25 protein-coding genes are annotated in these 26260 nt (G+C 43.4%); 4 read left to right on the forward strand and 21 right to left on the reverse strand.

Annotation, left to right across the window (positions count from 1 at the left end; all coding sequences use genetic code 11):
* Positions 1 to 183 precede the first annotated feature (183 nt).
* From MKY14_RS07575 to MKY14_RS07595, 5 genes are all read right to left on the reverse strand, one after another.
* On the reverse strand, positions 184 to 663 hold the full coding sequence (locus tag MKY14_RS07575; protein WP_340976162.1) for a flavodoxin domain-containing protein: 480 nt from the start codon (positions 661 to 663) through the stop codon (positions 184 to 186).
* Positions 664 to 696: 33 nt separating this feature from the next.
* Positions 697 to 1548: a hypothetical protein gene (locus MKY14_RS07580; RefSeq protein WP_339187252.1), complete on the reverse strand. Its 852-nt coding sequence runs from the start codon at positions 1546 to 1548 to the stop codon at positions 697 to 699.
* 61 nt (positions 1549 to 1609) lie between these two features.
* On the reverse strand, positions 1610 to 2233 hold the full coding sequence (locus tag MKY14_RS07585) for a TetR/AcrR family transcriptional regulator (protein ID WP_076308322.1): 624 nt from the start codon (positions 2231 to 2233) through the stop codon (positions 1610 to 1612).
* Positions 2234 to 2416: 183 nt separating this feature from the next.
* Positions 2417 to 2518: a sporulation protein YjcZ gene (locus tag MKY14_RS07590; protein ID WP_197069683.1), complete on the reverse strand. Its 102-nt coding sequence runs from the start codon at positions 2516 to 2518 to the stop codon at positions 2417 to 2419.
* Positions 2519 to 2881: 363 nt separating this feature from the next.
* Positions 2882 to 3391 carry a GNAT family N-acetyltransferase gene (locus MKY14_RS07595; protein ID WP_076184408.1) on the reverse strand — a complete coding sequence of 170 codons (510 nt, stop codon included), beginning with the start codon at positions 3389 to 3391 and terminating at the stop codon, positions 2882 to 2884.
* Between the two features lie 165 nt (positions 3392 to 3556).
* Between MKY14_RS07595 and xerS the strand changes: the two genes are divergently transcribed.
* The gene (gene xerS, locus MKY14_RS07600) at positions 3557 to 4639 is read left to right on the forward strand and encodes a tyrosine recombinase XerS (RefSeq protein WP_076190208.1); all 1083 of its coding nucleotides are present in this window, start codon (positions 3557 to 3559) and stop codon (positions 4637 to 4639) included.
* Positions 4640 to 5309: 670 nt separating this feature from the next.
* Here xerS and MKY14_RS07605 read toward each other — a convergent pair.
* The 8 genes from MKY14_RS07605 to MKY14_RS07640 form a co-directional block, all read right to left on the reverse strand.
* A complete protein-coding gene (locus tag MKY14_RS07605; protein ID WP_076308324.1) occupies positions 5310 to 6572 on the reverse strand; it encodes a molybdopterin molybdotransferase MoeA in 1263 nt (420 codons plus the stop codon).
* A gap of 168 nt (positions 6573 to 6740) precedes the next feature.
* Positions 6741 to 7247, reverse strand: a complete 507-nt coding sequence (locus MKY14_RS07610) for a DUF4178 domain-containing protein (protein WP_076130052.1) — start codon at positions 7245 to 7247, stop codon at positions 6741 to 6743.
* A gap of 14 nt (positions 7248 to 7261) precedes the next feature.
* The gene (locus MKY14_RS07615) at positions 7262 to 7666 is read right to left on the reverse strand and encodes a DUF350 domain-containing protein (RefSeq protein ID WP_036687618.1); all 405 of its coding nucleotides are present in this window, start codon (positions 7664 to 7666) and stop codon (positions 7262 to 7264) included.
* A gap of 123 nt (positions 7667 to 7789) precedes the next feature.
* Complete coding sequence (locus MKY14_RS07620) at positions 7790 to 8458, reverse strand: PspA/IM30 family protein (protein WP_036687619.1); 669 nt, start codon at positions 8456 to 8458, stop codon at positions 7790 to 7792.
* Between the two features lie 70 nt (positions 8459 to 8528).
* Positions 8529 to 8867 (reverse strand): prenylated flavin chaperone LpdD, encoded by a 339-nt coding sequence (gene lpdD / locus MKY14_RS07625; RefSeq protein WP_076218215.1) that lies wholly within the window; start codon positions 8865 to 8867, stop codon positions 8529 to 8531.
* Between the two features lie 24 nt (positions 8868 to 8891).
* Entirely contained in the window at positions 8892 to 9824 is a 933-nt protein-coding gene (locus MKY14_RS07630) for a dihydroorotate dehydrogenase (RefSeq protein WP_076098788.1), read from the reverse strand.
* Positions 9817 to 10521, reverse strand: a complete 705-nt coding sequence (locus MKY14_RS07635; protein WP_076098787.1) for a dihydroorotate dehydrogenase electron transfer subunit — start codon at positions 10519 to 10521, stop codon at positions 9817 to 9819. Before MKY14_RS07635 ends, MKY14_RS07630 begins: the two co-directional genes overlap by 8 nt.
* An 87-nt stretch (positions 10522 to 10608) precedes the next feature.
* Positions 10609 to 11643 (reverse strand): NADH:flavin oxidoreductase/NADH oxidase, encoded by a 1035-nt coding sequence (locus tag MKY14_RS07640; protein WP_340976164.1) that lies wholly within the window; start codon positions 11641 to 11643, stop codon positions 10609 to 10611.
* Between the two features lie 187 nt (positions 11644 to 11830).
* Between MKY14_RS07640 and MKY14_RS07645 the strand changes: the two genes are divergently transcribed.
* Positions 11831 to 12712, forward strand: coding sequence for a polysaccharide deacetylase family protein (locus MKY14_RS07645; RefSeq protein ID WP_076184412.1), 882 nt, complete (start codon positions 11831 to 11833; stop codon positions 12710 to 12712).
* 100 nt (positions 12713 to 12812) lie between these two features.
* Here the strand turns inward: MKY14_RS07645 and MKY14_RS07650 are convergent, their stop codons facing one another.
* Complete coding sequence (locus MKY14_RS07650; RefSeq protein ID WP_076130047.1) at positions 12813 to 13469, reverse strand: 3D domain-containing protein; 657 nt, start codon at positions 13467 to 13469, stop codon at positions 12813 to 12815.
* Positions 13470 to 13869: 400 nt separating this feature from the next.
* Here MKY14_RS07650 and ppk1 point away from each other — a divergent pair, with 400 nt between their 5' ends.
* Positions 13870 to 15984, forward strand: coding sequence for a polyphosphate kinase 1 (ppk1, locus tag MKY14_RS07655; RefSeq protein ID WP_076130046.1), 2115 nt, complete (start codon positions 13870 to 13872; stop codon positions 15982 to 15984).
* On the opposite strand, the gene MKY14_RS07660 is transcribed toward ppk1, so the two are convergent.
* The 6 genes from MKY14_RS07660 to glgB all read right to left on the reverse strand — a co-directional run bounded on the left by MKY14_RS07660 (position 15932) and on the right by glgB (position 23658).
* Complete coding sequence (locus MKY14_RS07660) at positions 15932 to 17461, reverse strand: Ppx/GppA phosphatase family protein (RefSeq protein ID WP_076130045.1); 1530 nt, start codon at positions 17459 to 17461, stop codon at positions 15932 to 15934. The two genes, ppk1 and MKY14_RS07660, sit on opposite strands and share 53 nt — an antisense overlap.
* 162 nt (positions 17462 to 17623) lie before the next feature.
* Positions 17624 to 18346: an amino acid ABC transporter ATP-binding protein gene (locus MKY14_RS07665; protein ID WP_340976166.1), complete on the reverse strand. Its 723-nt coding sequence runs from the start codon at positions 18344 to 18346 to the stop codon at positions 17624 to 17626.
* Positions 18333 to 18998: an amino acid ABC transporter permease gene (locus MKY14_RS30790; protein WP_232061382.1), complete on the reverse strand. Its 666-nt coding sequence runs from the start codon at positions 18996 to 18998 to the stop codon at positions 18333 to 18335. Before MKY14_RS30790 ends, MKY14_RS07665 begins: the two co-directional genes overlap by 14 nt.
* Positions 18999 to 19103: 105 nt before the next feature.
* Complete coding sequence (locus MKY14_RS30795) at positions 19104 to 19922, reverse strand: transporter substrate-binding domain-containing protein (protein WP_036687634.1); 819 nt, start codon at positions 19920 to 19922, stop codon at positions 19104 to 19106.
* 326 nt (positions 19923 to 20248) lie between these two features.
* Positions 20249 to 21673: a glycogen synthase GlgA gene (glgA, locus tag MKY14_RS07675; protein WP_076308327.1), complete on the reverse strand. Its 1425-nt coding sequence runs from the start codon at positions 21671 to 21673 to the stop codon at positions 20249 to 20251.
* Between the two features lie 47 nt (positions 21674 to 21720).
* The gene (glgB, locus tag MKY14_RS07680) at positions 21721 to 23658 is read right to left on the reverse strand and encodes a 1,4-alpha-glucan branching protein GlgB (protein ID WP_076302596.1); all 1938 of its coding nucleotides are present in this window, start codon (positions 23656 to 23658) and stop codon (positions 21721 to 21723) included.
* A gap of 216 nt (positions 23659 to 23874) precedes the next feature.
* Here glgB and MKY14_RS07685 point away from each other — a divergent pair, with 216 nt between their 5' ends.
* Complete coding sequence (locus tag MKY14_RS07685) at positions 23875 to 25098, forward strand: glucose-1-phosphate adenylyltransferase (RefSeq protein ID WP_076130041.1); 1224 nt, start codon at positions 23875 to 23877, stop codon at positions 25096 to 25098.
* A 100-nt stretch (positions 25099 to 25198) separates the two neighbouring features.
* Here MKY14_RS07685 and MKY14_RS07690 read toward each other — a convergent pair whose 3' ends face one another.
* Positions 25199 to 26257 (reverse strand): GNAT family N-acetyltransferase, encoded by a 1059-nt coding sequence (locus MKY14_RS07690; RefSeq protein ID WP_081387749.1) that lies wholly within the window; start codon positions 26255 to 26257, stop codon positions 25199 to 25201.
* Positions 26258 to 26260 lie beyond the last annotated feature (3 nt).

Below are 26260 nucleotides of genomic sequence, written 5' to 3' on the forward strand. Positions count from 1 at the left end.
CTTTATCTGCACGATTCTGTAGGGTTTTTCATGTTTCGATGAACAGAGACTCAATACGAGGAAGTTACTCTCTTCTCACAAGAAGGACTACTTTTTTTGATTGTCAAGATTATAGTTAACATAATCATAATTATGTTAACTATAATCTGAAGTGCGTTCATAAGCTCGCTCGTCCACTCACTTTCACAACCTTTTCATAGCAAGAGCAAAACGCTCTATCGTCTCTTTTGACAACCCATTTACGTTCTTATTTTTTCCTTTTACCATCCGCAGTACAAACCGGTCTAGCAAAGTTAGCTTCTCTTCATAGATCTCATCTCCAAAAACTTCTTTCGTCACCGATTGGTCATATAACACTTCTGGAAACGCAGATTTCAATTCTTGTGAGGCCTGTTCACCTGTTGCTCCTGCACAAACAAACAATCCTACTCGTTTTTTCCCTAGTTCATTTTGATATTTTGTTGTAAAATCAGTCATTTGTTTTTGGATTTTTCCATAATAAACAGATCCTCCTAAGATGACCGTATCATATCGTTCTAGTGTCGGCTCTTTAACATGCATCAAATTAACTACTTCGGTTTCTTCGCCCAGTTGAGATTTTAATAAATAAGCCGCTTTTTCCGCACACCCATATTTCGAGGTATACATAATTATTGTCTTCATTCTAATCACTCCCTGCCGCTTGCTGGTCACTTATTATCTTAAGGGTTCACGTACATGCTTTAACAAAATAACCATACAAGCAGCAATAGCTACAGTCATCGTCGGAAAAATTACACACTCGGCTATAGACACAGCCACACCGCTATAGATCATTGCCACCAGCATTGCCGTAATTGCTAGCAGTAATGTAACTCCTTTAAAAACAACGACAGTTGCCAGTAGGTACCCAAAAGGTTGTCTACGAATGACCATAATCCCCGTTACAATTGCTAATGGGACTAAGATCGCAAGATCCAAAACTTGAATTACCAACGTACTATAGTGCTCTAGCCCTTGTGGCGGTGTTCCCCCCAGTAGTGAATTCAGTATTTTCCCTAGCCAGAGCAATAAAATCATAAAAGCAATAACCATTAGGGAAAAGCCGATTCCTTTAGAAGGTAAACTGTTTTTAAAGTATGTATGAATGGATTCTTTGTCGAAGGAAAATAAGGCTAGGATGAATGCGAAAAAACTTAAAGAAAACAACAGCACATAAACTAAAAACAATGAATTGTACATCGTCAGAAAGCTGTAGGATGCGTAAGTATATAAAAAGTACCCCAAAGTGCCCGTAAGGAGCATCCTCCCCTTTATCGAGCCTTTAATTGTCATGATGAGTGAACTGAGCAGTAAAGGTATGGCAAGAAATAATGTAACTCCATCCTGTGCTTTAGCTTGTGCCGCCGCAGAGACAGAATCATGGCTGTACACTCCTGACCCCTGAAGCTTTACATCCTCGCCCCATATTGACGTGAAAGTATATTTTGTTCCATCACTTATCCCATCTGAAAACAACCCAACCGCTGTTGCAAACACTGCAATAACCGAAATCAACACCGACAGCACTACGACTTTCCTTATATGTTTTATAACACCCTCCCCCTCCCTTCATGAAAATATTTAGATTTCACCTGGAAGCAATAGCAACCATTGAATCCAAATGACATGAAATCAGAGCTTCGACCTGATCATCAGGCAGATCCTTTTCGACAAGCAACCGCATAATTAAACCGAATGCTGCACTCCATATCACCTGAGCAGTGAGTTCTACGAAAGCTTCTTCACGGTTTTTTTGTGCTTCAGATCTGAGCAGGCCCTGGCAGAGCATCCCAATCGCTTTACGCTCCTGTGCAGCTCCTCTAAATAGAACAGCTGTGTAACTAAGAACAGCCGGTGTATCGTTTAGCATGACATTCCGGTATTCTACACCCGTAGAAAGAGACATCCTGATGAACTTCTCCAATGTTCGTTTTAAAAGTGTATCTGGAGGTAATTCCTGCTGTACCTCTTGTTGCACAGACTGAAGCTCAGAAAGCATATCCGTATATTTTTGTTGCAAATAGTTCTCGATAATCTCTTCTTTGCCTTTAAAATAATGATAAATAATTCCCGGTGAATATTCGATTTTCTCAGCGATTTTTCGGATAGACAGCTTCTCTATTCCCTCTTCGGCAATCAATAAAGCTGCATTTTGCAGGATCAGATTTCTCATTTCTTCACGCTCACGTACTTTTCGTTGTTCTTTAGTCATAAATTCGTCTCCTTGTGGATTGAACACCGTTTAATATTTGAACATTGTTTAATATATATTTTGAATTATTTTATGTCAATCTCCTTAGTCACATGTATTCTCCTCCCCCAATGTACATATCGGACATAAAAAATCCGCCAGTCATTTAGACTGACGGAACCTTTAATTTGTGAAGTTAAAGGATTACAGACAGAGGGTTTTAGTAATGATAACCAACAGGATAAACAGAACCAGAATAGCTCCTGTGGAAGTGAAACCACCGTATCCTCCTGCAAATTCGCCCATTGTTGACTCCTCCTTTGTAATTGAGTACATCATAAGATATGCAATATTGCCCTCACTGACTGGGTATTTTGAACACAAAAAATAAACCAACGACCTTTTTTATGGTGAATGGTTTAATAGGTTGACATAATAAATGTTATGTTAACTACAATAGAGAGCATAAGATGCTCCCTACATCACAATTCGTATATGTTCTTAATAGCTAGCCAGTTTTATAAAAAATCACAATTTCCTGACCTTCCGTCTTGACGCTCTCTTTGTCATTCTCTACTGTCTAGCGCTCACTCGCTTAGCCCCTTTTTCAATCCATTTGCCGTTAGTAGCAAGCTCCATAGCTAAAAGAAACCAGCAATATAACGGTTTTTATTTCTTAATCCTATTAATAGTTAATGTGTTGAAGTATTGGCTGGGGTTGCCTTGCTGTGGATTAAAGCGCTCTTGAAACTCTCCATGGGTATAGTCCCCGATCACTTTATGCCAGAAATCACGAGCAGGTATATTCGCACGGACTTGTGAAACCTTCCATTCCCCAGAGTACATATCAAAGAGCTTATGCGCAGCCCATGTACCTACACCACTTCGGCGGTATTTTTGCATCACAAAAAACTCAGTCATATAAAACTGGCCTTCAGGATTACGCAATAACCTGTCCACCAAAGCAAAACCAGCAATATGCCCGTCCACCTTAAACAAATATGCGAATTTATTATTTCCGCTACTCCAATAAGCTTCTAGTCCTGGATAGGCCGGAAATACCCCGTCTTGATTGACATCAAATTCTAAATAACGGGTGAAATCATATAGGTAGAACTGCATTAATCTGCTTATAGTATGCTTACGTTCTTTGGGAACCAGCTCAATTTCAAGTTTCATTATGTGCACCTCTGACATTTATGTTTACTTCACATCATAAAGCTTAGCGGCATCAGGAGCAAGGCTCGGACCTAGTTTCCCCTTCATTCGAAGTCCAATCTGGTACAAAACATGTTAAGATAGAAGGAAGAGATTTTATGCAATCTATGGAAAAAGGTGAATCACATGAGCGTTCAAAAGAACGATGACCGTAAAAAACTTGATCAAAAGCTACCCCTCATGCCCTGGTTCGTTCAGCAGTTTATTGATTATAAACGCCCTGATCTCTCCCCTTCCACACTGCTGGAGTATATCCGGGATTATGAATCTTTTTTCGGCTGGTTGCGGGCAGAGGGCTTATCTCAAGCAGGCTCAAATACCGAGATCACACTTCTAGAATTGGAAACCCTACATATGGACAGTATTGTCGGATACCGGTTGCATCTAACTACCCGCGCCGAGGGAACGAACACTCGAGTTACTGTATCCCGTAAGTTATCTGCATTACGCTCCTTATTTCATTATTTAAGTCAAATCGCCGAGGATGAGAACTTTTATCCATTGCTTAAACGCAACATTATGGCTAAGGTTGAAGTCAAACGAACACATAAGCCAAAGGATACTGCCGCTAAGTTAAAGGGTAAGATTTTGGAAGATGAGGAATTACTGGAGTTTGTGGGGTACATTTATGAAGGTTATGGACGGGATGTGGAAGGTAACAAACAAGCTTATTATTCGTTTCAATTAAATCATGAGCGCGACGCCTGTATTGCCAGCTTGATTCTGAACTCTGGCCTGCGTGTGTCTGAGGTAGTCAATCTAAACGTAGACGATTTGGATGTTAACAACAAGCTGCTATATGTCACCCGCAAAGGGAATAATGACGAAACGTTCAAGACACCTGTCTATTTTCGAGAGCAAGCTAAAGATGATCTAGCTCTTTATCTTAGTCTGCGCCAATCTCGCTACAAAACACCCAAGAGAGAAAAAGCCTTGTTTATCTCTCTCCCTAACGGGCGTCAAGAAGGCAAACGTATGACCAAACGTGCGATTCAAGAAATGATTATTAAGTACGCTAAACGCTTTGGTAAACCGTATCTTACGGTTCATAAGCTGCGTCATTCTTTTGCAACAGATTATTATCTGCAAAATGATATTTATAAAACGAAGGAACAGCTCGGGCACGCATCCACCGAAACAACTGAGATCTACGCTCATCTAACGGATAAAACGATGTCCGAGGCGATCGAGCGGCGTACCGATAATTAATCATCACCAAGGGGAGCTTATACTTCGGATGAGTAGCCGCTCTTCGCTAGTGCAGAGTTGTTATCGGTCTCAGCGGACCTTAAATGCAGGATTATCTCACATTTGGGTGGCTAACGGACCCCCAAGGTCGCTATTGGCCTGAAATACGTAAATATGAGCTCCATTCTATGAAATAGCGACGCTGAGGTCCGAAACCCCGCTTAAAAGGTGATAAATAAACAAATAAGATCATCTGAGTCCTTAAGCATCCGCGGGGGATTAATCTCGGCAGTGGTGTAGGCTAATAACTCCAACCAGCAGAGCAGCGACTCTTCCGATAGGAGAATTGCTATGATAGTGTTGCCTACCCGGGCATTTCATTCTCGCTTTTTTTCAAATTTGAGTACAACCGGCGGGCACCCCTAACCCTTTTATTGTTGCACTAAAAACCCACTTACGGTACGCAAGTGGGTTTTCTTATTCTAGTTTCTGGGGTAAAATCTCCCTTTAAACCGGTTGTAAGCGACTATTGGGTTAGCGCGAAAACTGTTTTTTGTTTATCTATTGTGAATTTTTCATATGTTGAAATGTTGGAAATAATAACGTTGTCTAAGCAATTATATGGCGATTTCTGTGCGTGCGTGGATATCAAATACCTTTTAATCCTCGATGGCCAGAGTACCCTCCACATCTAGCCCCGAATCTCTCCTGGCAGCTTGATCACTGTTACCTTATCTCCGGCAGATAGCCCCTTTTCTTCTGGGGGTACAACTATCAAACAGTCGCTATCCTTGATCGTGACCGTTACGGAAGATTCATCAATGAGTGCCGGATAAGCAAACAGGCTGCCGTCTTTAATTTCTAACCGAGCTCGCACAAATCTAGTAAAATTATTCACTCTTTTATAATCTGTGCCGAGTGTAGCGCTCCATTCCGGTAAAAAAGGCTTAGAAGCACTTTGCATCAGTGAAATCACAGGCCGTGCAAACAGTTGAAACCCAACGAAACAAGCCCCCGGATTTCCTGATAAAGCTAACAGCAGCTTACCCCCTCTAACCGCAGCAGTAGTTACGCTTCCCGGACGCATCGTCACTTTGTTGAACAACATATTACCACTTTGTTCGCGAACCAAGTCGCCCATGATATCATAATCCCCCACAGAAACGCCACCCGTTGTAATCACAAAATCATAAGTTTCCAGCGCCATCTGTACTTTACTTCTAGCCAGCTCCAGATCATCCACAATAGCGCCTAACATTACTGGAACACCCCCTGTTTCTTTGACTAGAGCTTCTAGCATAGGGGAGTTACTATTGCGGATTTTGCCAGGCTCCAGCGGCTCATGCACTTCCAGCAGCTCTGTTCCTGTGGCAAAGATGGCTACCTTGGGACGACGATAGACTTTCACGGTATGTAATCCAAACGCTGCAAGAACAGCTATATCCCCCGCAGAGATTAACCTTCCTGTAGGCAATACAAGATCACCTTGGCTTAATTCGAAACCTTGAGGTGTGATATTGCTGTTTGCTTCTAGTTTTTTTCGAATTCCAACGTAAGTCTTTCCTTCCTCTTCACGTCTCTCCGTGACCTCCAGCATCACCACAGCATCTGCACCAACCGGTACTTGTGCACCCGTCATAATTCTTGCGGCTGTTCCCGGAGTTATATCTACCGCAGGCACTGCGCCACACGGAATATTATCCATAATTTCTAACCATACCACTTGTCCATTAACACAGTTACGGGTATCCCCCGCGATAATCGCATATCCATCCATACTAGATCGATTAAACGCAGGAAATGGGTGTGGAGCGATCACTTTTTCAGCCAAATAACGTCCACAACACTCATCCAGCGATACGTCTTCTGATTCTAGCGGATTGGCATATTTGATTATTTTGGCCTGAGCTTCTTTTACTTGCAGCGCTTCACGCTGAAATCTATTATCCTTCATAAAGACCTCCGTTCTGAAACTTCGATGTTTGCAGTAATAGGTATTATTTTAACATGAGACCTCTTGAAGTAAAATTATAAACACAAAAGGCCACCATCCATGTTTATGGGCAGCAGCCTTTTCTACAATATTTTTTCCGGTATAGTGATCCGTTACTTCTCTACTAGTCTAGGATGCTCTAATTACCTTTACATCCCCAGGGATTATTTTCTCCCCTTCATAAAGCATAAACCGTCCATGTTGCCACTCTACACGCAGTAGACGTGAATCATCTGATTGATATTGCCACACATGCTGCTCTCCACCGTTCATAAATGGAGTCTGACCTGCAACAGCAACAAAACCTTCATATTCTTCCTCCAGGAAAAATGTATAGCCATCGAGCTCAAGCGTTGCTGGAACCTCAGCAGGATTATCTAACCGCCCATCGATTGGTCTGTACAATCCATATTGCAGCTGTTCCCGCTCTTCTATATGAAGATAAGCTATCTGGCTTCCATCTCTAAGGGTCAGAACAACAGCATTACGGCCCCGATTATGTGTCCGGCCAGTAACTTCATAGGTGACAAGCGATACTTCACAAATGTCTCCGGGAGACAAATTAAGCATACTTTTTTGAACTTCCTGAGGCGCTGGCTTAGAGAAAAGGTTACCTATACGTTTCCACATACTCAACTTGATCGTTCCTCCTACATAAAGGCAGTAATAATTAAAGCACCCGTAATTTGCAGTGAACCTGATAGCAGGCCATATCCGATTTTACCAAGCTGTGTACCATGATCCAGATCCAGCTTCCCCCAATTTGCTAGTAGAAGTCGAACCGTTCTTTCTAAAATTAACAAAAGCAAAAATGATACCAACGAAATCAGCAACGCATCTAGCAAACTATTGGAAGCCGCTATCGATGAAGATAAAATGAAGGCCTGAGCTAAAAGCTTCATTACAAACCGTGTAGTCACCGCCATATTTCCAGCCTTTAACTCTTCTATATCGTTATAACGAGTAAAAAGTGAATCTATATACATCAGTACAAACAGCAACACAGCGCCGCTCACCGTCCACACGACCATGGACACCAGAATATGGAGATCCATTCTATAGCCCCCGCTTAATCATTTTGCATGCCTTTCATAAGCATAGATAAAGCGAAGAAGAAACGAATTTCTGTCTCCCCTTCGCCTGTGAACACCAGCCGTGAACCGGCTAAAGATCAAATGTTATTGCTTCTCGTATTGTTTCATCAGAGCCGCCAGTTCATCTTCAACCGCTTGATCTTTGTTCAGCTTCTCGAATTCATCATCCAGAGATTTATTGCCTGAACTCATCTCATTGCTGGCTTCAGCCTGAGCTTCTGCTTGCAGCATTTTATCTTCCATACGTTTGAGTCCTGCAGACGCTGAATCGGAACTAAATCCGCTCATTGCCTTGTTGATCTCGGTTTGAGCTTTGGCAGCATTATAACGTGCAACCAATGTCTCACGTTTGTTCTTCATTTGGGTAAGCTGTTTGCGCATCTCTTCAAGCTTGCCACGAAGGTTATCCGCAGAGGCTTTGTTCTGATCAAAGCTGGCTTTGTATTCTACCAGTTTAGCTTCAGCAGCATTTTTCTCTTCCAGAGCGCGGCGAGCAAGGTCAACATTACCCGCTTGAGCTGCTGCATGAGCCTGTTGGGTACGTTTGTTAACAAGCGCTTCTTGTTCTTCATACAGCTGTTTGAATTTCTTCTCAATGGCGATTTGCGCCGCTACAGCTTTTTCTGCATCTTCTAAATCTTCGGTCATATCACGAATGTATTGATCTGTCATTTTAATCGGGTCTTCTGCTTTGTCAATAATCGCGTTCACATTAGACATGGTTAAATCGCGCAATCTTTTAAATATAGACATGGTTTCATTCCTCCAAAAGATAATTTAATTCCTCACATGCTATCTTTTACGTAGAATTGCCACTACCGTTTCATATTTGTTGCGCTAAATATTGATTTACTTTTAAATTCACAATTTCCACGACTTCCATAATACCTTCTTTCGTGAGATTGTCGTAATGAATCCCCATCACTACTGTGACCGTCTTGTTCAGCGCTTCAGCTACTCTGATCGCAATGGGCTCGCTTATCGTGTGCTCTTTATGATGAGGAACCGCTGAAGTCAGTACTTTAACCTGCTCCCCCTCCAGATAAGCAGTACTCGTGGCACCAATATGCCGAACCCCTCCACTAATTAAGAGCAAGAGATCACGTCCGACAGCCGTCGCCTTCAGCTCAATATCCTCAGGATCAATCTGGTTAGTAGTCAATAGTATTCCCCTCACTACTTCACTTTATATAATGCCCCGTATTTCCTCTAGTGATTGAATATTTTCTTCAACCATAAATTGCTCAAGCTCTGCAACTAGCTGACTACCTGCACGCAAGTTCATGAAATTATAAGTTCCCACTTGGATAACTGCAGCACCTGCCATAATAAACTCGATGATATCCGTTGCTGAAGTGATGCCACCCATTCCGATCACGGGAATCGTTACGTTTTGTGCAACTTGATGCACCATACGCAGAGCGACAGGCTTAATCGCAGGTCCAGACAATCCAGCATATAAGTTATTGAATACACTGCTTCTACGGCGGACATCAATCTTCATTCCTGAGATAGTGTTGATGAGCGAGACAGCGTCTGCACCCTCCTCCTGACACATTTGTGCCATTTCAACGATATTTTCGGCTCCCGGCGACAGCTTTACAGCGAGGGGCAGTTTAGTTGCGCGTCTAACAGCCTGTACTACTTTTTGAGCTTCTGAAGTTTGGATCCCAAACGCAATGCCGCCCTCTTTAACATTTGGACAAGAAATATTCAATTCAATCATGTCTACTGCTGTCTTACCTGCACTCGCACGAGCATCTGCATCCCGCTGAATCATCTCAGCTCCAAGAACATAATCTTCAAGTGTGCCTCCACCCAGGTTGACCAAACGAGCGGTGTCGAGTGTTTCCCAATAAGGGCATTCTTTATCTAAAAATGCAGCTACACCCGGATTCTCGAGTCCCACACTATTCAGCATACCAGAAGCTGTCTCATATACACGAGTGCCGGGATTCCCCGCTTTCGGATTGAGGGTTAACCCCTTGCCAGAGATTCCGCCCAGCAGAGACACATCATACAGCTTGCCATATTCACGGCCAAAACCAAACGTTCCAGAGGCCATTATAATTGGATTTTTAAAATGAACGCCAGCAATTGTTGTGTTCAACTTAGTCATGGAAAAGCACCTCCTCAGAAAGAAACACAGGTCCGTCTGCACAGGCCTTCTTTTGGCCATCACGGCAGGATACACTGCAGACCAGACAGGCTCCAATCCCACAAGCCATTCGGTTCTCTAGAGAAAGGTATACTTTCGTTCTACTGCCTGCTTCTTCAGCAGCAATGCCTTTACGTTGAGCAGCTTTAAGCATAGGGTGTGGGCCGCAGACAAAGACATGATCATATTGGCTGAAATCCACACTATCCAAAATTAAACCACCAACATCGACTACAAGCTCACTTGCAAGTGGGCGAAACGCTTCTGTCCGGTAAGCTTCACGGCTAAAGCCCAAAAAAATATCACTCCCCGGAAGCTGCTTCGCACAATAATAAAGCGGTGCAATTCCGATCCCACCGCCGATGAGTGCAACCTTCCCTTCGACCTGTGGAAATCCATTTCCAAAAGGGCCCTCAAGCTCTACCGAATCACCTGAACCCAGTCGTGAGAATATCTCCGTACCTTCCCCAACGACGTGATACAGAAATTCAACACTATCCTCGTGTACTTCATGTATACTTAAGGGTCTGGATAGGATGGGGTAAGCTCCCCATGCCCGTAACATGTAGAATTGACCCATTGCTCCGCCACTATTCGTCTCTACCTTAAGGTGATACACACCATCTGTCAGCCGTTCGTTACTTAGAACCGTCCCCACGTTATCAAGCTCCTTCAAATTTTATCTTTATTAAGATTGCCTTAGAAGGAGCATAAAATCTGTGACAAACTTCACATCCAAAACGCTCTAGCCTCTTTTCCAAATCCCACGTTCATAAGGTTTAGGTACATCATGTACGCCACCAAGCGCTTCTTCAGCATGTAAAGCCCAATAAGGATCACTTAACATCCCACGGCCAATAGCTACAAGCTCCGCCCTTTTTTCTGCAATGATGGACTGTGCCTCAGAATAGGCTTCAAGCCGTCCTACCGCAATTACTGGCACTTGTAATCCACTGCGAATATATTCTGCCAGATCTGCTTGGTAGGCTGGGCCCGCATTAGGTCCACCATTAGAGCCAATGGGACCTTCACCACCTGAAGACACATGGAACATATCCACTCCCGCATCCTTATATCGGCGGCAAAACGCCAGGGCATAGTCAGCATCATATCCACCATCAACATATTCTTTCGCGGAAACCCTCATGATCAAGGGCATATCTACTGGCACTACTTCTCGAATTGCTGCAACTACTTGTACTCCAAAAAGTGCTGGATCTTGTCCATATGAATCCAATCTGATGTTGGTCAGAGGTGAATGAAACTGGTGAATTAAGTAGCCATGCGCACCATGAATCTCCACAGTATCAAATCCTGCCTCCACAGCTCTACGAGCGGCAGCACGAAAGGCTTCTATCATCTCAAGGATGCCTTCCTTAGAAAGCGCCTGTGGCTGCTTAGAACGAGCATCAAATGGAATTGCAGAAGGGGCAACCGGCGGTTCAGCATCGACTGCTTTACGTCCAGCATGACCTAGTTGAATGGCTATTTTTGCCCCATAGGCATGTACACTTTCTGTGAGCTTACGATAAGCCTCTATATGTGTATCACTCCAAATCCCTGTATCCCGGTTCGTTATTCTACCGTCCGGGTGGACTCCAGTCATCTCGACAATGATTAGACCAGTACCTCCAACAGCACGGCTTACATAATGAACAAAATGCCAAGCATTAGGAATTCCATCCTCTTTATCCACCGAATACTGGCACATAGGCGGCATAACAATACGATTTTTCAGCGTTAAACCCTTCAATTCATAAGGTGCAAACAATTCTGACATCCTTGTCCCCATCCTTCCACCTGTCTATAATTGGCCCGGGAATATCCCGTTCTATTTAGTATACACGCATTAGGGTGTGCAAGAAATCTTTACCAGAGCCCTTGAAGAAACGGCATAAATTCATCCTTCAATGGAGATAACAATGAAGAATATGGTGATGATCAGGTAGTAAAGGAGGCATATGGGGATGTATGATCAACGGAGAGTCCAGAAACTGCTAGTAGTATTAGGATCAATCATTGTCCTGCTATTTCCAACCTCTTCAGCAGAGGTTGCTTCAGCCCCAGCTCAGAGTCAGAAATCCTCACAGGATCAAATTAAAAGCACGCAAACCACTGACGAAGACAAGGCGATATCTGCGGGAACTTCTACTACAAATAATTCAACGAGCAGCAACAATAAGAACACTAAGGGCTTGTCTCTGAGTCAGCTATTACACAAATATCCCGAGACCTTTAAGACCAGCGGTCCTCGGAATAAAGTCATCGCCTTAACTTTTGATGATGTGCCTGACCCAAGGTTTACACCCCAATTGCTAGATGTTCTTAAGAAATATCATGTCAAAGCAACCTTCTTTGTGGTGGGAAGCCGAGCTGAGAAACATCCCGCTCTAGTGAAGAGAATGATTAGAGAAGGACATGCTATTGGAAATCACTCTTATGATCATCCTCAGTTTGTAAAGCTAAAGATGCATGATTTCAGATCACAGATCATTGAGACCGAGAACATTATTCAAACCTTAGCCGGATATAAACCACGCTTGATTCGTCCACCCTATGGAGATATCTCTGAGCAACAGTTGAGATGGGCAAAAAATCATGGTTATAAGCTTGTAAATTGGAATGTGGATTCGTTGGACTGGAAGGGACTTTCCAAAACTCAAGTTAGAAATAACATCTTAGCTAATGCTGGAAAAGGAGCAATTATCCTTCAGCATGGTGGAGGTGGGCCGGGTAGTGATCTTCGCGGAACGATTCAGGCTTTACCTGAGGTAATCACGATTATGCGTAAACGTGGCTATTCTTTTGTTACCGTTCCTCAATTGCTGCAGGTCTCTAAAAATAAATAAACAAGAAACGGAGGCAGCCGCTAAGGACTCCCTCCGTTTCTTGTTTAACCTTTTTAACCCATTTCATATCTTTATAATAAATCTCTATATTTTTATCTAGCTATTTAACAATGTATAATTGTACATATTGATAACCAAAATCGGCTACAAAGCTTTGGCTGCCTGGGATAAAGATATCGATCCGGTTACCTTTAATGGCACTTCCCATATCGGTTGCAGTAGCCAGAAAAGCTTCTTTAGGCAATCCTGCGTGTGAATGTCCGGTAACCAATACTTTTGTTCCGAGAGGAATTACACTTGGATCAACTGCGATGGTTCCTAGCTTGAGTGGGTTCCCGAAATAATCAACGGCACCCCAGCCTCCATTCTCACTAGCCGCTGAGGAATAAGCAGAAGCCTTAACTTGTATCGATTTCTCGTAGTTAAAGGACTTGCCCCATGCTTCAACTGTTTTTGATTCTGGAGTAACATTCAGGCTTGGTGTAAGCACTGGAGTTTCTGTCGTAGCCACAGACTCTGCTTGCATTTTACTTGGGATCGTTATTTTAAGTCCATCGTAAATATTAAGAGCAGCAACGTTTGGATTAGCTTTCATTAAATCATTAACACCGACATTGTATTGCTGAGATAGAGTATAGAAAGTATTGCCTTCCTTTGCAATATGAACGCTGTCTGCAAAAGCAGGAGCGGTGTGCAGCAATGCACTAATTCCCATAACTGCAGCAAGGGTTTTAATGGTTCTGAACTTGTTCTTCATAAATGCCTCCTCTTTAGATGGGCGTAAGCGGTATGACTTCCGTATACGCTCGTGTACATTTCCTGTACTTATGTACATCTTGTGTGATGTCCTGATGTATTGTTGTCATTTGTAAAACTGACAGGACTTAATATATCACAATTTTGTAACCTATGCGTATGTAATTGTTACCATTCTGAAATAACATGTTTAATTATTGTCTTTTGTCCATTAAGAAGTTAACGTAATTTTGATTATGTTAACTAAATAGCGACAATCACATCCTATTATATAAGATAATTAAATAATATTCTTTGAGATTTTACATAGATTTAACATTTCGTGCCTCATCCAATAGTAAAATGATAGAATATGATAAATAGATTTGAGATATAGACATCGAAGCATATTTGGAGGTCCCATGAATACAGAAGAGATTAAAAACAATCAGAGCAGTCCAGCCACTGCTTACCTCAATAGGGATTTGAGCTGGATCGAATTTAACCGCCGCGTACTCAAGGAGGCGCAGGACCCTGATAACCCTTTAATGGAACGTGCCAGATTTCTGGCGATCGTCTCGAGCAATCTGGATGAATTCATAAGCGTTCGTGTGGCGGGAATTCAGGATCAGATCCGGGCAGGCTATACTAAAAAAGATTTCACAGGCTACACCCCTTCCGGGCTGTATAAACGCCTCATCAAACGCGTAACCAAAATCATTGCCGATCAATACCGGACGTTCCGTGATATTTCGCGGAGTTTGCATAAAGAAGGCATCGTATTTGTGGATTATGAGGATCTTACCCATGCCCAAGAGCAGTCCATAGAACAGTATTACCGGGATATCATCTATCCTGTACTAACGCCAATGGCTGTTGATCAGAGCCGGCCGTTTCCACTCGTGCACAGCCAGTTTATCTACCTAGCTGTTGTTCTTACTCGTAAGAATGGTCTTGAAGAGGAGCCTTATTTTGCTATCCTGCAAATTCCTTCGAATCTGCCAAGATGTATCCCTCTTCCCCACCGCTCTAATAGTAAGAAAAGACAATTTGTATTTATTGAAGATGTGATCCGCCATCACATTCAAACCTTATTCAGCGGTTACGAACCTGTTGCGGTTAGTGAGTTTCGTTTGACTCGTAACTCAGATCTTACAATCGATGAGGAAGGTGCAGAGGATCTACTGGAAGAGATCGAAAAAGAGCTGCGCAAGCGTCGTCGCGGGGTGCCAGCCCGTTTGGAAGTACAAAAAGGTATCCATCCCTATGCTCTTGAGCAGCTGCAAGCGGAATTTGAGCTGGAGGACTTCGTATTTGAAATTGAAGGTCCGCTTGATCTAGGCTTTCTTCGTAATTTTGCCGGAAGCTTAAAAGGTTTTGGTTACATGAACTATCCACCTATTGAGCCGGTTTATCCTGCTGAATTTCAAGAAAATGAGGATTTCTTCGAGGTGCTGCGTGAACGGGATGTATTAGTCTACCACCCTTACGAGTCTTTTGATGCAATGACAGACTTTATCATTCAAGCTTCAGAGGATGAGCAAGTGATGGCGATTAAAATGACCTTATACCGTGTCAGTGGAAATTCTCCACTTATTACTGCACTAGCCAATGCTGCGGAGTCTGGTAAGCAAGTTACAGTGGTTGTAGAGTTAAAAGCTCGATTTGATGAGGAACGGAACATCGCTTGGGCACGCCAGCTTGAAAAATCAGGCTGTCATGTCGTTTATGGTCTGATCGGACTCAAAACGCATGCCAAAGTGACCTTGATTGTCCGCCAGGAAGGCCCTGAACTGCGCCGTTACGTGCATGTAGGCACAGGAAACTATAATGACAGTACAGCCAAGGCCTACACGGATCTCAGTCTATTCACCGCCCAAAGCGATATCGGACTGGACGCTTCTGAGCTGTTTAATCAAATGACTGGATATTCGGCTAATTTTGACTGGCATTCCTTCATTGTTGCACCGACGAATATGAGCTTATCCTTGCAAAAGCTAATGATGCGTGAAGCTGAACATGCACGGGCAGGCAGACCCGCTCGCATAATCGCCAAGATGAACTCGCTCTCTAATCAGCAAGTAATAGACGATTTATATAGCGCAGCCCAAGCCGGTGTCTCCATTGACTTAATCGTGCGAGGGGTTTGCTGCCTACGTCCGGGAATAGAGGGCTTAAGCGAAAACATTACCGTACGCAGTATTGTAGACCGTTTTCTGGAGCACTCCCGGATCTATTATTTCGAAAATGGCGGCAAACCTGAGGTGTATTTATCCAGTGCCGACTGGATGACTAGAAACCTAACCCGCCGGATTGAGCTGATGTGTCCTGTCAGAGACAGCGGCATCCGTAAACAGATCGTCAAGATTCTAGAGTTGTCTCTAAAAGATAATGTTAAAGCCAGCTTCTTGCAGGCTAATGGATATTACGAACAACCAGACGACAAAAAGGCCCCTTTCCGGAGCCAGTTTGCTGCGATGGATGTTACACGTTGGAAGGGAAGCCGAGTTTTACCTTCACCGCCCAAGCATTCTTAAATGCTTTTATCGCGTTCTCAATGTCCTCTAGGCCAATTAGCAGTGACGATGCGCCCTCTAAGTCCAGATGAAGCGTATTGCCGTGCAGATTGGCCTTCAGGCCGCTTACAATTCCAATCTCCGTGCTGTCCAACGCAATGCTAAGCTGGACAAGCGACCCGAGCTTATGAATCCACTCTTCGTCGGATGGCAGCAAAATGTCCTTATGTTGTTGGGACAATTTCTGCTTCCGGCTTTTTGTGCTGTATGAGGCAATCATAGCGCAAAGAATAAGCTGACGGTGGGTAAGTCCACGAATCGGTGAATTCATCAACCAATACAAAGTATGTCTTTTGGATTGGTAATAGTTAATATTCGTTCCCGTACGATGCAGCATGATGGACACGTAAATTAACATCTCGTGCTCTGCTCTATTCGATTCATCTTTAAATGCGTCAAACAGGCTGAGTGCTAGCTTGTTGATATGATCTAAATACCGTTTAGAAGTATGAATATCAAAGCGAATGATCGTGTTTAAGCTATATTCCAATGCACTATCACGCACTGGCTGCTCCGGCTCCAGCAGATCATGCAGCAAGCCTTCTCTGAGCCCTTCCCCGCTGATTACCGCCTCACTCGCCCCAATATACTGATACACCGTATGGAAAATAATCAACCCGGATACAATGATATCCGCCCGACTCTTAGATAATCCATCTAAATCCTTACGTTTTTCGTAAGGCATTGAAGGTAGGGTGTTCATAAAGTGCTCGATCGTCTCACTGGTCATCGTATAGCCATGGGAGTTAGGCAATGAGTATGCTCGTGTCTTCTGATCCAGCTTCCCTAAGGAACGAACCGTCCCTCCTAAACCGAATAAAGGAAGTCCAGCTTTGGCATTTAGCCAATCATGCTCAACCAGTCTGCCCAGAACAAAGGTCTGCAGCTTGTGAATCTGCTCATCGCTCCAATTCCCACCTTGACCGAACATTAGGTTGGTATTTACTGCCCCGAACGGGAAAGAAATGCTGTGTTGATAACGCCGCTCACAAAAAAGAGTGATTTCAGTACTCCCGCCACCAATATCAATGACATAACCATCCTCTACATTAAAGGCATTAATAACACCCAAGAAGCCATAATATGCCTCCTGGTGGCCACTGATCACCTCAATCGGAATGGAAGAGGATTGTGACAAAAAGCTTATTATTTCACTTGAGTTAGCCGCATTACGAATGGCTGCCGTTGCACCCGCCCGAATGGTTTCCACTGCAAAAGCGTTGCAGATTTCCTTAAACTGCCGCAAGACCGGAACTATCGTTTCCATGTCCTTTTGTTCCAGTCTATTCTCCTTTGTAATCTTCTCACTAAGGCGAGCGGAGTACTTACACTCCTTGATGATCTTATAGCCTCCTTCGCGCGTTGTATCATAAATTACAAGACGAATGGAGTTCGAACCAATATCAATAATGCCTATCCGGCGTAGATCATCTCTCATTATGTATGTACTCCTTTTCCTGTTGATTGACTGACCATCTATTATACATGGTTTACATAAATAAATGAACTCAGCCCCCAGCGATATATTCCCACATTACCCTCAGGACCCTATAACAAAACGGCCACCGGATACTTGTCCAGGGCCGTTTTGACGAATTCTTTATAATACTTTACTTAAAAAATCCTTAGTCCGAGCATGTGTAGGATTACCAAATACTTGTTCAGGAGTACCCTGTTCAACGATGAACCCGCCATCCATAAACAGAATGCGGTCACCCACTTCACGGGCAAAGCCCATCTCATGTGTAACAATAATCATTGTCATTCCGTCTTCGGCAAGCTTTTTCATAACCTCAAGTACCTCTCCTACCATTTCCGGATCAAGCGCTGAGGTAGGCTCATCAAAAAGCATCACATGGGGCTGCATGGCTAATGCACGAGCAATCGCGATCCGCTGCTTTTGTCCACCGGACAATTGAGCTGGATAAACATCCTTTTTATCTTCAAGGCCTACAGTCTTGAGGAGCTCCATTGCGAATTTATCGGCCACAGCCTGCTGCTGTTTTCTTACTTTAATCGGTGCGAGCGTAATGTTTTGCAGAACGGTTTTGTGCGGAAAAAGGTTGAACTGCTGAAAAACCATCCCCATCTTCTCACGCGTTGCATTGATATCATGCTTCTTTGAGGTGATCGATTCCCCTTCAAAAGTGATCTCGCCACCTGTAGGCTGCTCCAATAAATTCAAGCAGCGCAGAAAGGTACTTTTTCCCGAACCACTGGGCCCGATTACAACGACAACCTCACCCTTTTTAATCTCCAAATCGATTCCTTTGAGAATCTCCAGCTTTCCGTAATGCTTCTGCAGGTTCTTAACGGCGATCATCGGTATTCAGCCTCCTTTCGAGTCTACCTAGGATCTTGGAAAGCGTAAATGTTAGAACAAAATACATAAATGCAGCAATCACGAGTGGTGTCATGCCATCATACGAAATCGTTGTAACTGTACGAGCTTGAAACATCAAATCCGTTACTCCGATAAATGAAATAATCGATGATTCCTTGATAATGGTAATGAACTCATTACCGATTGCCGGAAGAACACTTTTAAGTGCCTGAGGAAGTACAATATGACGCATGGTCATCCCTTGTTTCATTCCAAGTGAACGTGCGGCCTCCGTTTGTCCACGATCGACACCCTGAATCCCGGCACGAAAAATTTCTGCCAGATAAGCAGAACTGTTAATGGAGAGTGTAATCGCCCCGGACTGAATCGGAGTAAACTCAATCCCAAATGTCGCCAGCCCGTAATGGATGAGAAACAATTGCACAAGCATTGGAGTGCCCCGCAAAAATTCAACCCAAGCTGTGGCTAAGAAACGTAAAACTCTCCATTTTGACATGCGTAGTAGAGAGACGATAATCCCAAGAATGAAGCCAAATAATACACCAAGAACAGCAAGTAGCAAGGTATATTGTAGTCCAGTCAAGAAAAGATCACGATAATCATAAGCCATTCTAAATAAAGTAATATCCAATATCTTATCCTCCTATCTCCAAAAAAATAGAAAATAGCAAAGTTCCGCTATTTTCTGTAATACACATACAATTTACTTCAGCAGACCTAAAACAATATACATTCCTTACTTCGTGCTTTCAGCAAGCTCGCTGGCAGCCGCTACATATTCATCAATCTTACCTTCTGATTCTAGACGTTTAAGTGTAGCATTTACTTTATCCAGAAGCTCTGTATTGCCTTTTTTAATCCCAATTGCGTATCCATCATCTTCTACTTCAGGCTTAGCATCGGTAATTACAAGACCCGCTAAATTCTTAACAAAAGATTTGGCTACAGGTCCTTCAATAATTGCTGTATCGATACGGTTAGATTGCAATTGCAGAACGATCTCGGAGATTTTACCAAGAGAAGTGATTTTTGCGCCTTCAATCTCTTTGGCGATTTCTTCTTGAATAGAGCCTGTCTGTACACCAATTTTGGTACCCTTCACCGCATCCATAGTAGCGTATTTATCTTTATCTGCTTCGCGCACTACAATAGCTTGCTCTGCTTTGTAATAAATATCTGAAAGTTCAACCGCTTTTTTGCGTTCTTCAGTCGGGCTAAGACCGGAAATCACCATATCTACGCGTCCACTGGACAATTCGTTAAGCAGTGAATCAAAAGGCAGATCCTTAACTTCAAGCTCAGCGCCCATGTCGGCAGCAATTTCCTTAGCGATGTCGATATCAAAACCTACGATGGTATCTTTTCCGTCCACTACTTTATGGAATTCGTACGGAGGAAAATCTGCACTTGTTCCCATAATCAGCTTTTTAGTAACTGCACCGGAATTTGCATTACCACTAGCAGCGGTATCATTATCATTTTTATTTTGACCGCAGCCTGAGAGCAGACCTACCGCTAATACCATTCCTAAACTAAGTTTACCCCATTTGTTCATTTCTATATCTCCCCTATTCATATGAAAAAATCTAAGTTGACCCAATGACTGACTTATTATAAATCAGAACGCATGAATATGCAAAGGCATAATTGTGACAATAACTTCCTTTTAATGGATTTCTATGAGGGGAATTCTATAATACGCAGTTAAAAAATCACTTTTATTCACGTTGAAGCTAAATTTATACATTTTTACTATCCCCTATACTAGCTAAATCATTCGACTGTTTATTCCTAATTTCATAAAAAAAGGACTGCTCCCAGAGTATTTACCATACTCCCAGGTGCAATCCCTTATTAACCCATTACAGAATTCGTTAAACTTTATTTGGTTATATCATCGTAGATATCCATGTACTGCTGAGCGGATACATTCCAGCTATAATCTCCCGCGAAAGCATTTTTTGTGATCTTTTTCCAATGTTCAGGCTGCTTGTAAAAAGAAAGCGCCCGGCGCAGCGTAAACATCATATCGTGTGCATTATAATTGCTGAACGTAAAGCCATTGCCTTCACCGGTTTCTTCATTATAAGCATGCACAGTATCATTTAGGCCACCTGTCTCACGGACAACGGGTATGCTACCATACCGTAAAGCGAGCAGCTGACTGATGCCACAGGGCTCAAACTTAGACGGCATAAGGAAGATATCGCTGGCAGCATATATTTTTCGTGAGAGTGCATCATTAAATAAGATCTGTGAAGACAGCTTGGTCGGATACCGCCATGCCGCTTCCTTGAACCAACGCTCGTAGGATTCATCACCTGTTCCAAGCAGCACAAATTGAATATCCTCGTGATATAGCAGCTCATCCAGCACTCGGGTAAGCAGATCTAAACCTTTGGAGTCCACGAGACGCGTGACCATGGCTACCATTGGGATATTAGCATCCACAGGTAATCCCAGCTCTTCCTGCAAGGCTACTTTGTTCTCCGTCTTCTTGGTCAAATTAGAACGATAACGGGTAACAAGGCTCGAATCTGTCGCTGGATTATAACTTTTAGTATCAATGCCATTCACAATCCCACTTAAAACATCTGACCGTGCGTTCAACAAACCATCCAGGCCGTAACCATAATAAGGTGTGCGAATTTCTTCTGAATAAGTCGGACTGACGGTCGTGACCCGATCACTGAATACAATCCCGCCTTTTAAGAAATTCACATTACCATAGTACTCCACACTACCAAAATAGCTGCTATCCAGACCTAACAGCTCTCCAAGTACCTCATAAGGAAACACTCCCTGATACAACAGGTTATGTATTGTAAATACACTCCGCATTTCACTGTAAAATGGATTGTGGCGATAATGCCCCTGTAGCAGCATTGGAATTACGGCCGCGTGCCAATCATGGCAATGCAGTACATCAGGCTGGAAATCAATGGCTGGCAGACACTCCAGCACTGCACGATTATAGAACGCAAACCGTTCACCATCGTCCATATAACCATAAATTCCATCACGGCCAAAATAATACTCGTTGTCGATAAAATAAACGGGGATACCCTCATAGATAATGCGTTCAATTCCACAGTATTGTTTTCGCCAGCCAATTGGAACATACACTTCCGTTAAATGCTCCATTTGAGCGGTGAACTTGTCAGGAATCCCACGATATTTAGGCAAAATCACTCGTACATCTACCCCGGCAGCCTTCAGCGCTTTAGGTAATGCTCCAATGACATCGGCCAAACCACCCGTTTTGACAAAAGGATGGGCTTCAGCTGCGGCAAATAAAACTTTCATGATTATTTCCCCCTTAAACTGTACGGATTCTCTATTCGTACTTAGATCTATAACTCTTTTGCCTCTTTATTCTTACCCATTCGTGACGTTTTTTTAAACACCAGGAAGCTAAGGGGCGGAAGAGTCAGCTCTATGCTGTTCACCTGATTGTGCCATTCCAGCTTAACGCTCTTTTGAGGGACATTGTGCAATCCGGAGCCACCATACTCTACATTTTCTGAGCTAAAGAGCTCTTCATAAGTCCCGGCCCGTGGCACGCCTATACGATAATTGTGCCGTTCTGCCGGTTGAAAATTGATGACTATAAGCAGCGTATCTCCTGGTTTCTTCCCTCGGCGTATATACGAAATCACACTTTGATCATTGTCATCCGCATCAATCCACTGATAACCCTCTTGAGAATGATCCAGCTCCCACAACGCTTTTTCGGAGCGATACAGTTTATTAAGTGCAGCCGTGTAGGCAAGCATACGACGATGGCTCTCATAATCCAAAAGCAGCCAGTCCAGCTGCTCCTGATCCTTCCACTCGATAAACTGACCGAATTCCCCACCCATAAACAGAAGCTTTTTACCGGGATGAGAGATCTGATATCCCAGCAGCTGCCTGAGGCCTGCGAACTTTTGTTCATAAGCACCCGGCATTTTGTCTAACAAAGACTTCTTGCCGTGAACAACTTCATCATGCGATAGCGGCAATGCGTAATTTTCGGCATAAGCATAACATATTGGGAACGTAAGTAAATTATGATGATAAGGGCGCCCACCAAAATCATGTTCTATGTAGCCTAGCGTATCATTCATCCAACCCATATTCCATTTGTAATTGAAGCCAAGGCCCCCTTCATGCACTGGTGCAGTAACCCCCGGCCAAGCACTGGACTCCTCAGCCATCATCAATGCTTTTGGGAAATAATGAAAGATAGCCTTGTTCAGATTCTGGATAAATTTGATGGCCTCCAGATTCTCCAATCCACCATTAACATTCCGCCGATATTGATGATCCCGCTTTTCGAAATCTAATCGAAGCATACTCGTAACCGCATCTACACGCATTCCGTCGATATGATAATACTCGAACCAAAACAGCGCATTAGAAATAAGAAATGAAGAAATCTCCGGCTTACTGAAATCAAACGAAAGTGTCCCCCAGCCTGGTTTTTCAGCTAACATTGGATCGGCATATTCATAAAGTGGCGCTCCATCAAACATACGTAATCCGTGTGCGTCTTTGGCAAAGTGAGCGGGAACCCAATCTAAAATCACACCGATACCTGCCTGATGCAGCTGATCGATCAAATACATCAACTCATGGGGTTCGCCATAACGGCTGGTTGCCGCAAAATACCCCGTCCCTTGATAACCCCAGGATAGATCATATGGATGTTCTGCCAACGGCATAAATTCCACGTGTGTATAGTTCATCTCCACCAAATAAGGAATTAACAGCTCGCTCATTTCCCGGTAGGTATAGAACTCACCATCCTCTTTTTGACGCCAGGTACCGAAGTGCATTTCATAAATGTTCATTGGCTGTTGATATGGAGCTTTGCTTTTCCTACGCCATGCTGCATCTCCCCAGCGGTAGCCATCCAGTTCTGTTACTACCGAAGCCGTTGCCGGTCGAACCTCAGCTTTGAAAGCAAAAGGATCCGCTTTAAGGAAACTTGATCCATCTGAGGCAAGAATCCTGTATTTGTAAAAAGTTCCCGGCTGTATTCCCGGAAAAAAACGACTCCAAAATCCTGAATCGGGTATCTTATATAACGAGTCCACGCCCTGTGTTCCGTCCCAATCATTATGATCACCAGCTAGTCCTACATATGTCGCATGAGGAGCCCACACGGTAAAGCGCACACCGGTAACGCCTTCTTCAGCGGCAGTGTGTGCACCCAGCATAGAATAGCTGCGATAATTGGTGCCCTCATGGAACAGATAGATATCAGCAGCTGACGGAAGGGTCTCGATTTTTGCTTTTTCAGCCAATTCTACACCACCTTTTTCAATGTGCTTGTACCTATTACCTTACCCGAATATTACCATTTTGAAAATGTTTTGATGTTAAAAGAAAAGATTTTCTGATAAAGAAATATTAATTGTAATTTTTCTGTTTACAAAGCAATATATTTCACCTATGTCGTTTCAAGCGCTTGTCGTAAGTTTATATTACAAGCATTGACAAAATAATGGGAGGGATAACAAATGAACAACAAAAAAGATTGTATCGCCATGTTATTGGCAGGAGGGGAAGGCCGCAGATTGGCTCCCTTGACTTCCAGTATGGCTAAGCCTGCAGTCCCTTTCGGTGGACAGTATAAAATTATTGATTTCCCGCTAAGTAACTGTGTAAATTCGAACATTGATACAGTAGGTGTTCTGACACAATACGAAGCTGACTCTTTGCATAATCATATCGGTGAAGGTGAGCCTTGGGGCTTAGTTAGTCAAAAGGATAAAGGTGTCACACTGCTTCCTTCAGGTGTTGAAGGCAGAGACAGTTATACAGGGACTGCTGATGCGATTTATAAAAACATTGACTTTATTGATAGCCGCAACCCAGAACATGTGCTCATTCTATCCGGTGACCATATTTACCATATGAATTACCGTAAGATGCTGAATTATCATATTGAAAAAGGAGCAAAAGCAACCATCTCCGTAATGGAGGTTCCTTGGGATGAGGCTAGTCGTTTTGGAGTAATGAACGTAAACGATGATCTGAAAATTTCCGAATTTGCGGAAAAACCTAAAGTACCAAAAAGTAATCTTGCTTCAATGGGTATCTACCTGTTCGAGTGGGCTTATCTGAAGGAGCACTTGTTGCGGGATGCAGCTAATCCTAATTCCAGTCATGACTTTGGTAAAGACGTAATTCCTACCATGCTGGATCAGAACGATGATTTATTCGCTTACCGTTTCAAGGGTTACTGGAGAGATGTAGGTACAGTCGGCAGTCTCTGGGAAGCACATATGGACCTTCTGCAAAAAGACAATGGCATGAAGTTAGACAAGACTCATTGGCCTATGTATAGTCGGGTTCGCCGGACTAAGCTTGCAGTTCATAAACCACGTGTACAGAACCCAGCAACGGACTCTCTCGTGAATGAATCCTGCTCCCAAGAAGGTAGTCTACAACGTTCTGTAGTCTTTAATGGGGTAGAAATCGGTAAGATGAGCCAGATCAAACAAAGTGTTATTATGCCTGGAGTTCGCATTGGCCGTGGAGTGCTGATTGAGAATGCCATTATTGGTGAAGGGGCAATCATTAAGGATGGAGCAGTCATCAAGGGAAGCATAAATAATATCGTTGTCGTTGGACCACATGAGACTGTGGCTGCCAAGCCGGCGGTCCGAAACCAACCTTCCCGTCTGTTTCAGGATGTGTATGAGAAGACAGGACGTTTGCGTGAAGTTCTTCCTTCATAACAACCATTATATAGAAAAATACTTTATATAAAAAGGGGCTGTTGTCCTGGTCGATCATGACCAGAGCAACAGCCCCTTCGGTTGTAAAGAATTAGTGATTTTATGAATTACGGCTAGCCGTCCATTCTCTGTCTAATATGCTCATTTCCACACAATCTACATATTGCTCACCGAATAAAGCAGACTCACGTTGAACACCCTCCCGCTTAAAGCCAACAGCTTCATAAGCTTTCAGGGCAGCCGTATTGAAATCGAAAGCACCCAGAGACAGACGATGCAGGTCCAGACCATCAAATCCGATTCGAAGCATTTCTTGCATCATACGTTTGCCAATGCCTTTACCTTGAAACTCAGGATCTACCACTACCCTGCCGATACGTGCAGAACGATTAACCCGGTCAATGACTGAAAAGCTAATATGGCCCACTACCTGCTGCGTAGCTTCTTGAATTGCACAGAAGATAAGGCGATCGGATAAGCCTGGATGATTAGCATCCTTTAAGTATTTAACAAGCTGCTCATCATCTAAAGGATAAGTTAACGAAGGTCCTGCCCACTGCTTCAGATACTCTGGAGAAACACTCCAGCGCTTTAAGTGTTCAAAATCAGATTCCGATATAAACCTTAGGATCAGACGGTCTGACTCAGCACCTTCCTCAAAATGTTCATATAAGTTCACTAAACGACCATTTCCCATATCGTTAGTGCCCATGTAGTGAAAACCCATGCTCTGATAATAACGATTAAGCTTAATGTTATGTGCCACAGTGTCAAACCTAAGACTCTTACAGCCTAGATCTTTGGCTAGAACTACTGCATATTTAAGCATTTGCTGTCCAAGTCCTCGGCCGCGGTGGGAGTCTTTCACAGCCAATCGGTGCAAATAAGCGTAGGACTCATCATTTTTACGGCCCCAGTACTGTGGATCACTGAATTGCAACGTGAACATGCCAACTACAGCCCCATCGTCAAGGGCTAAATAAACATGTCTGTCAGCGAAATATCCTGCAATATCGGTCTCATTAAATTGTCCGGGTGTCCATTGGTTAATCCCGTTACGCTCCATCCATCCTGCCGCTTCTTGCAACAGCCTCAAGATGTCGTTAACCCGATCAGGCTCTCCACGAACTATACGGATCGAATTCTTCGTTATCCCCATCTC

Origin of the sequence: Paenibacillus sp. FSL R5-0887, assembly GCF_038002305.1 — a bacterium.
Taxonomy (GTDB): Bacteria; Bacillota; Bacilli; order Paenibacillales; family Paenibacillaceae; genus Paenibacillus_AQ; species Paenibacillus_AQ odorifer.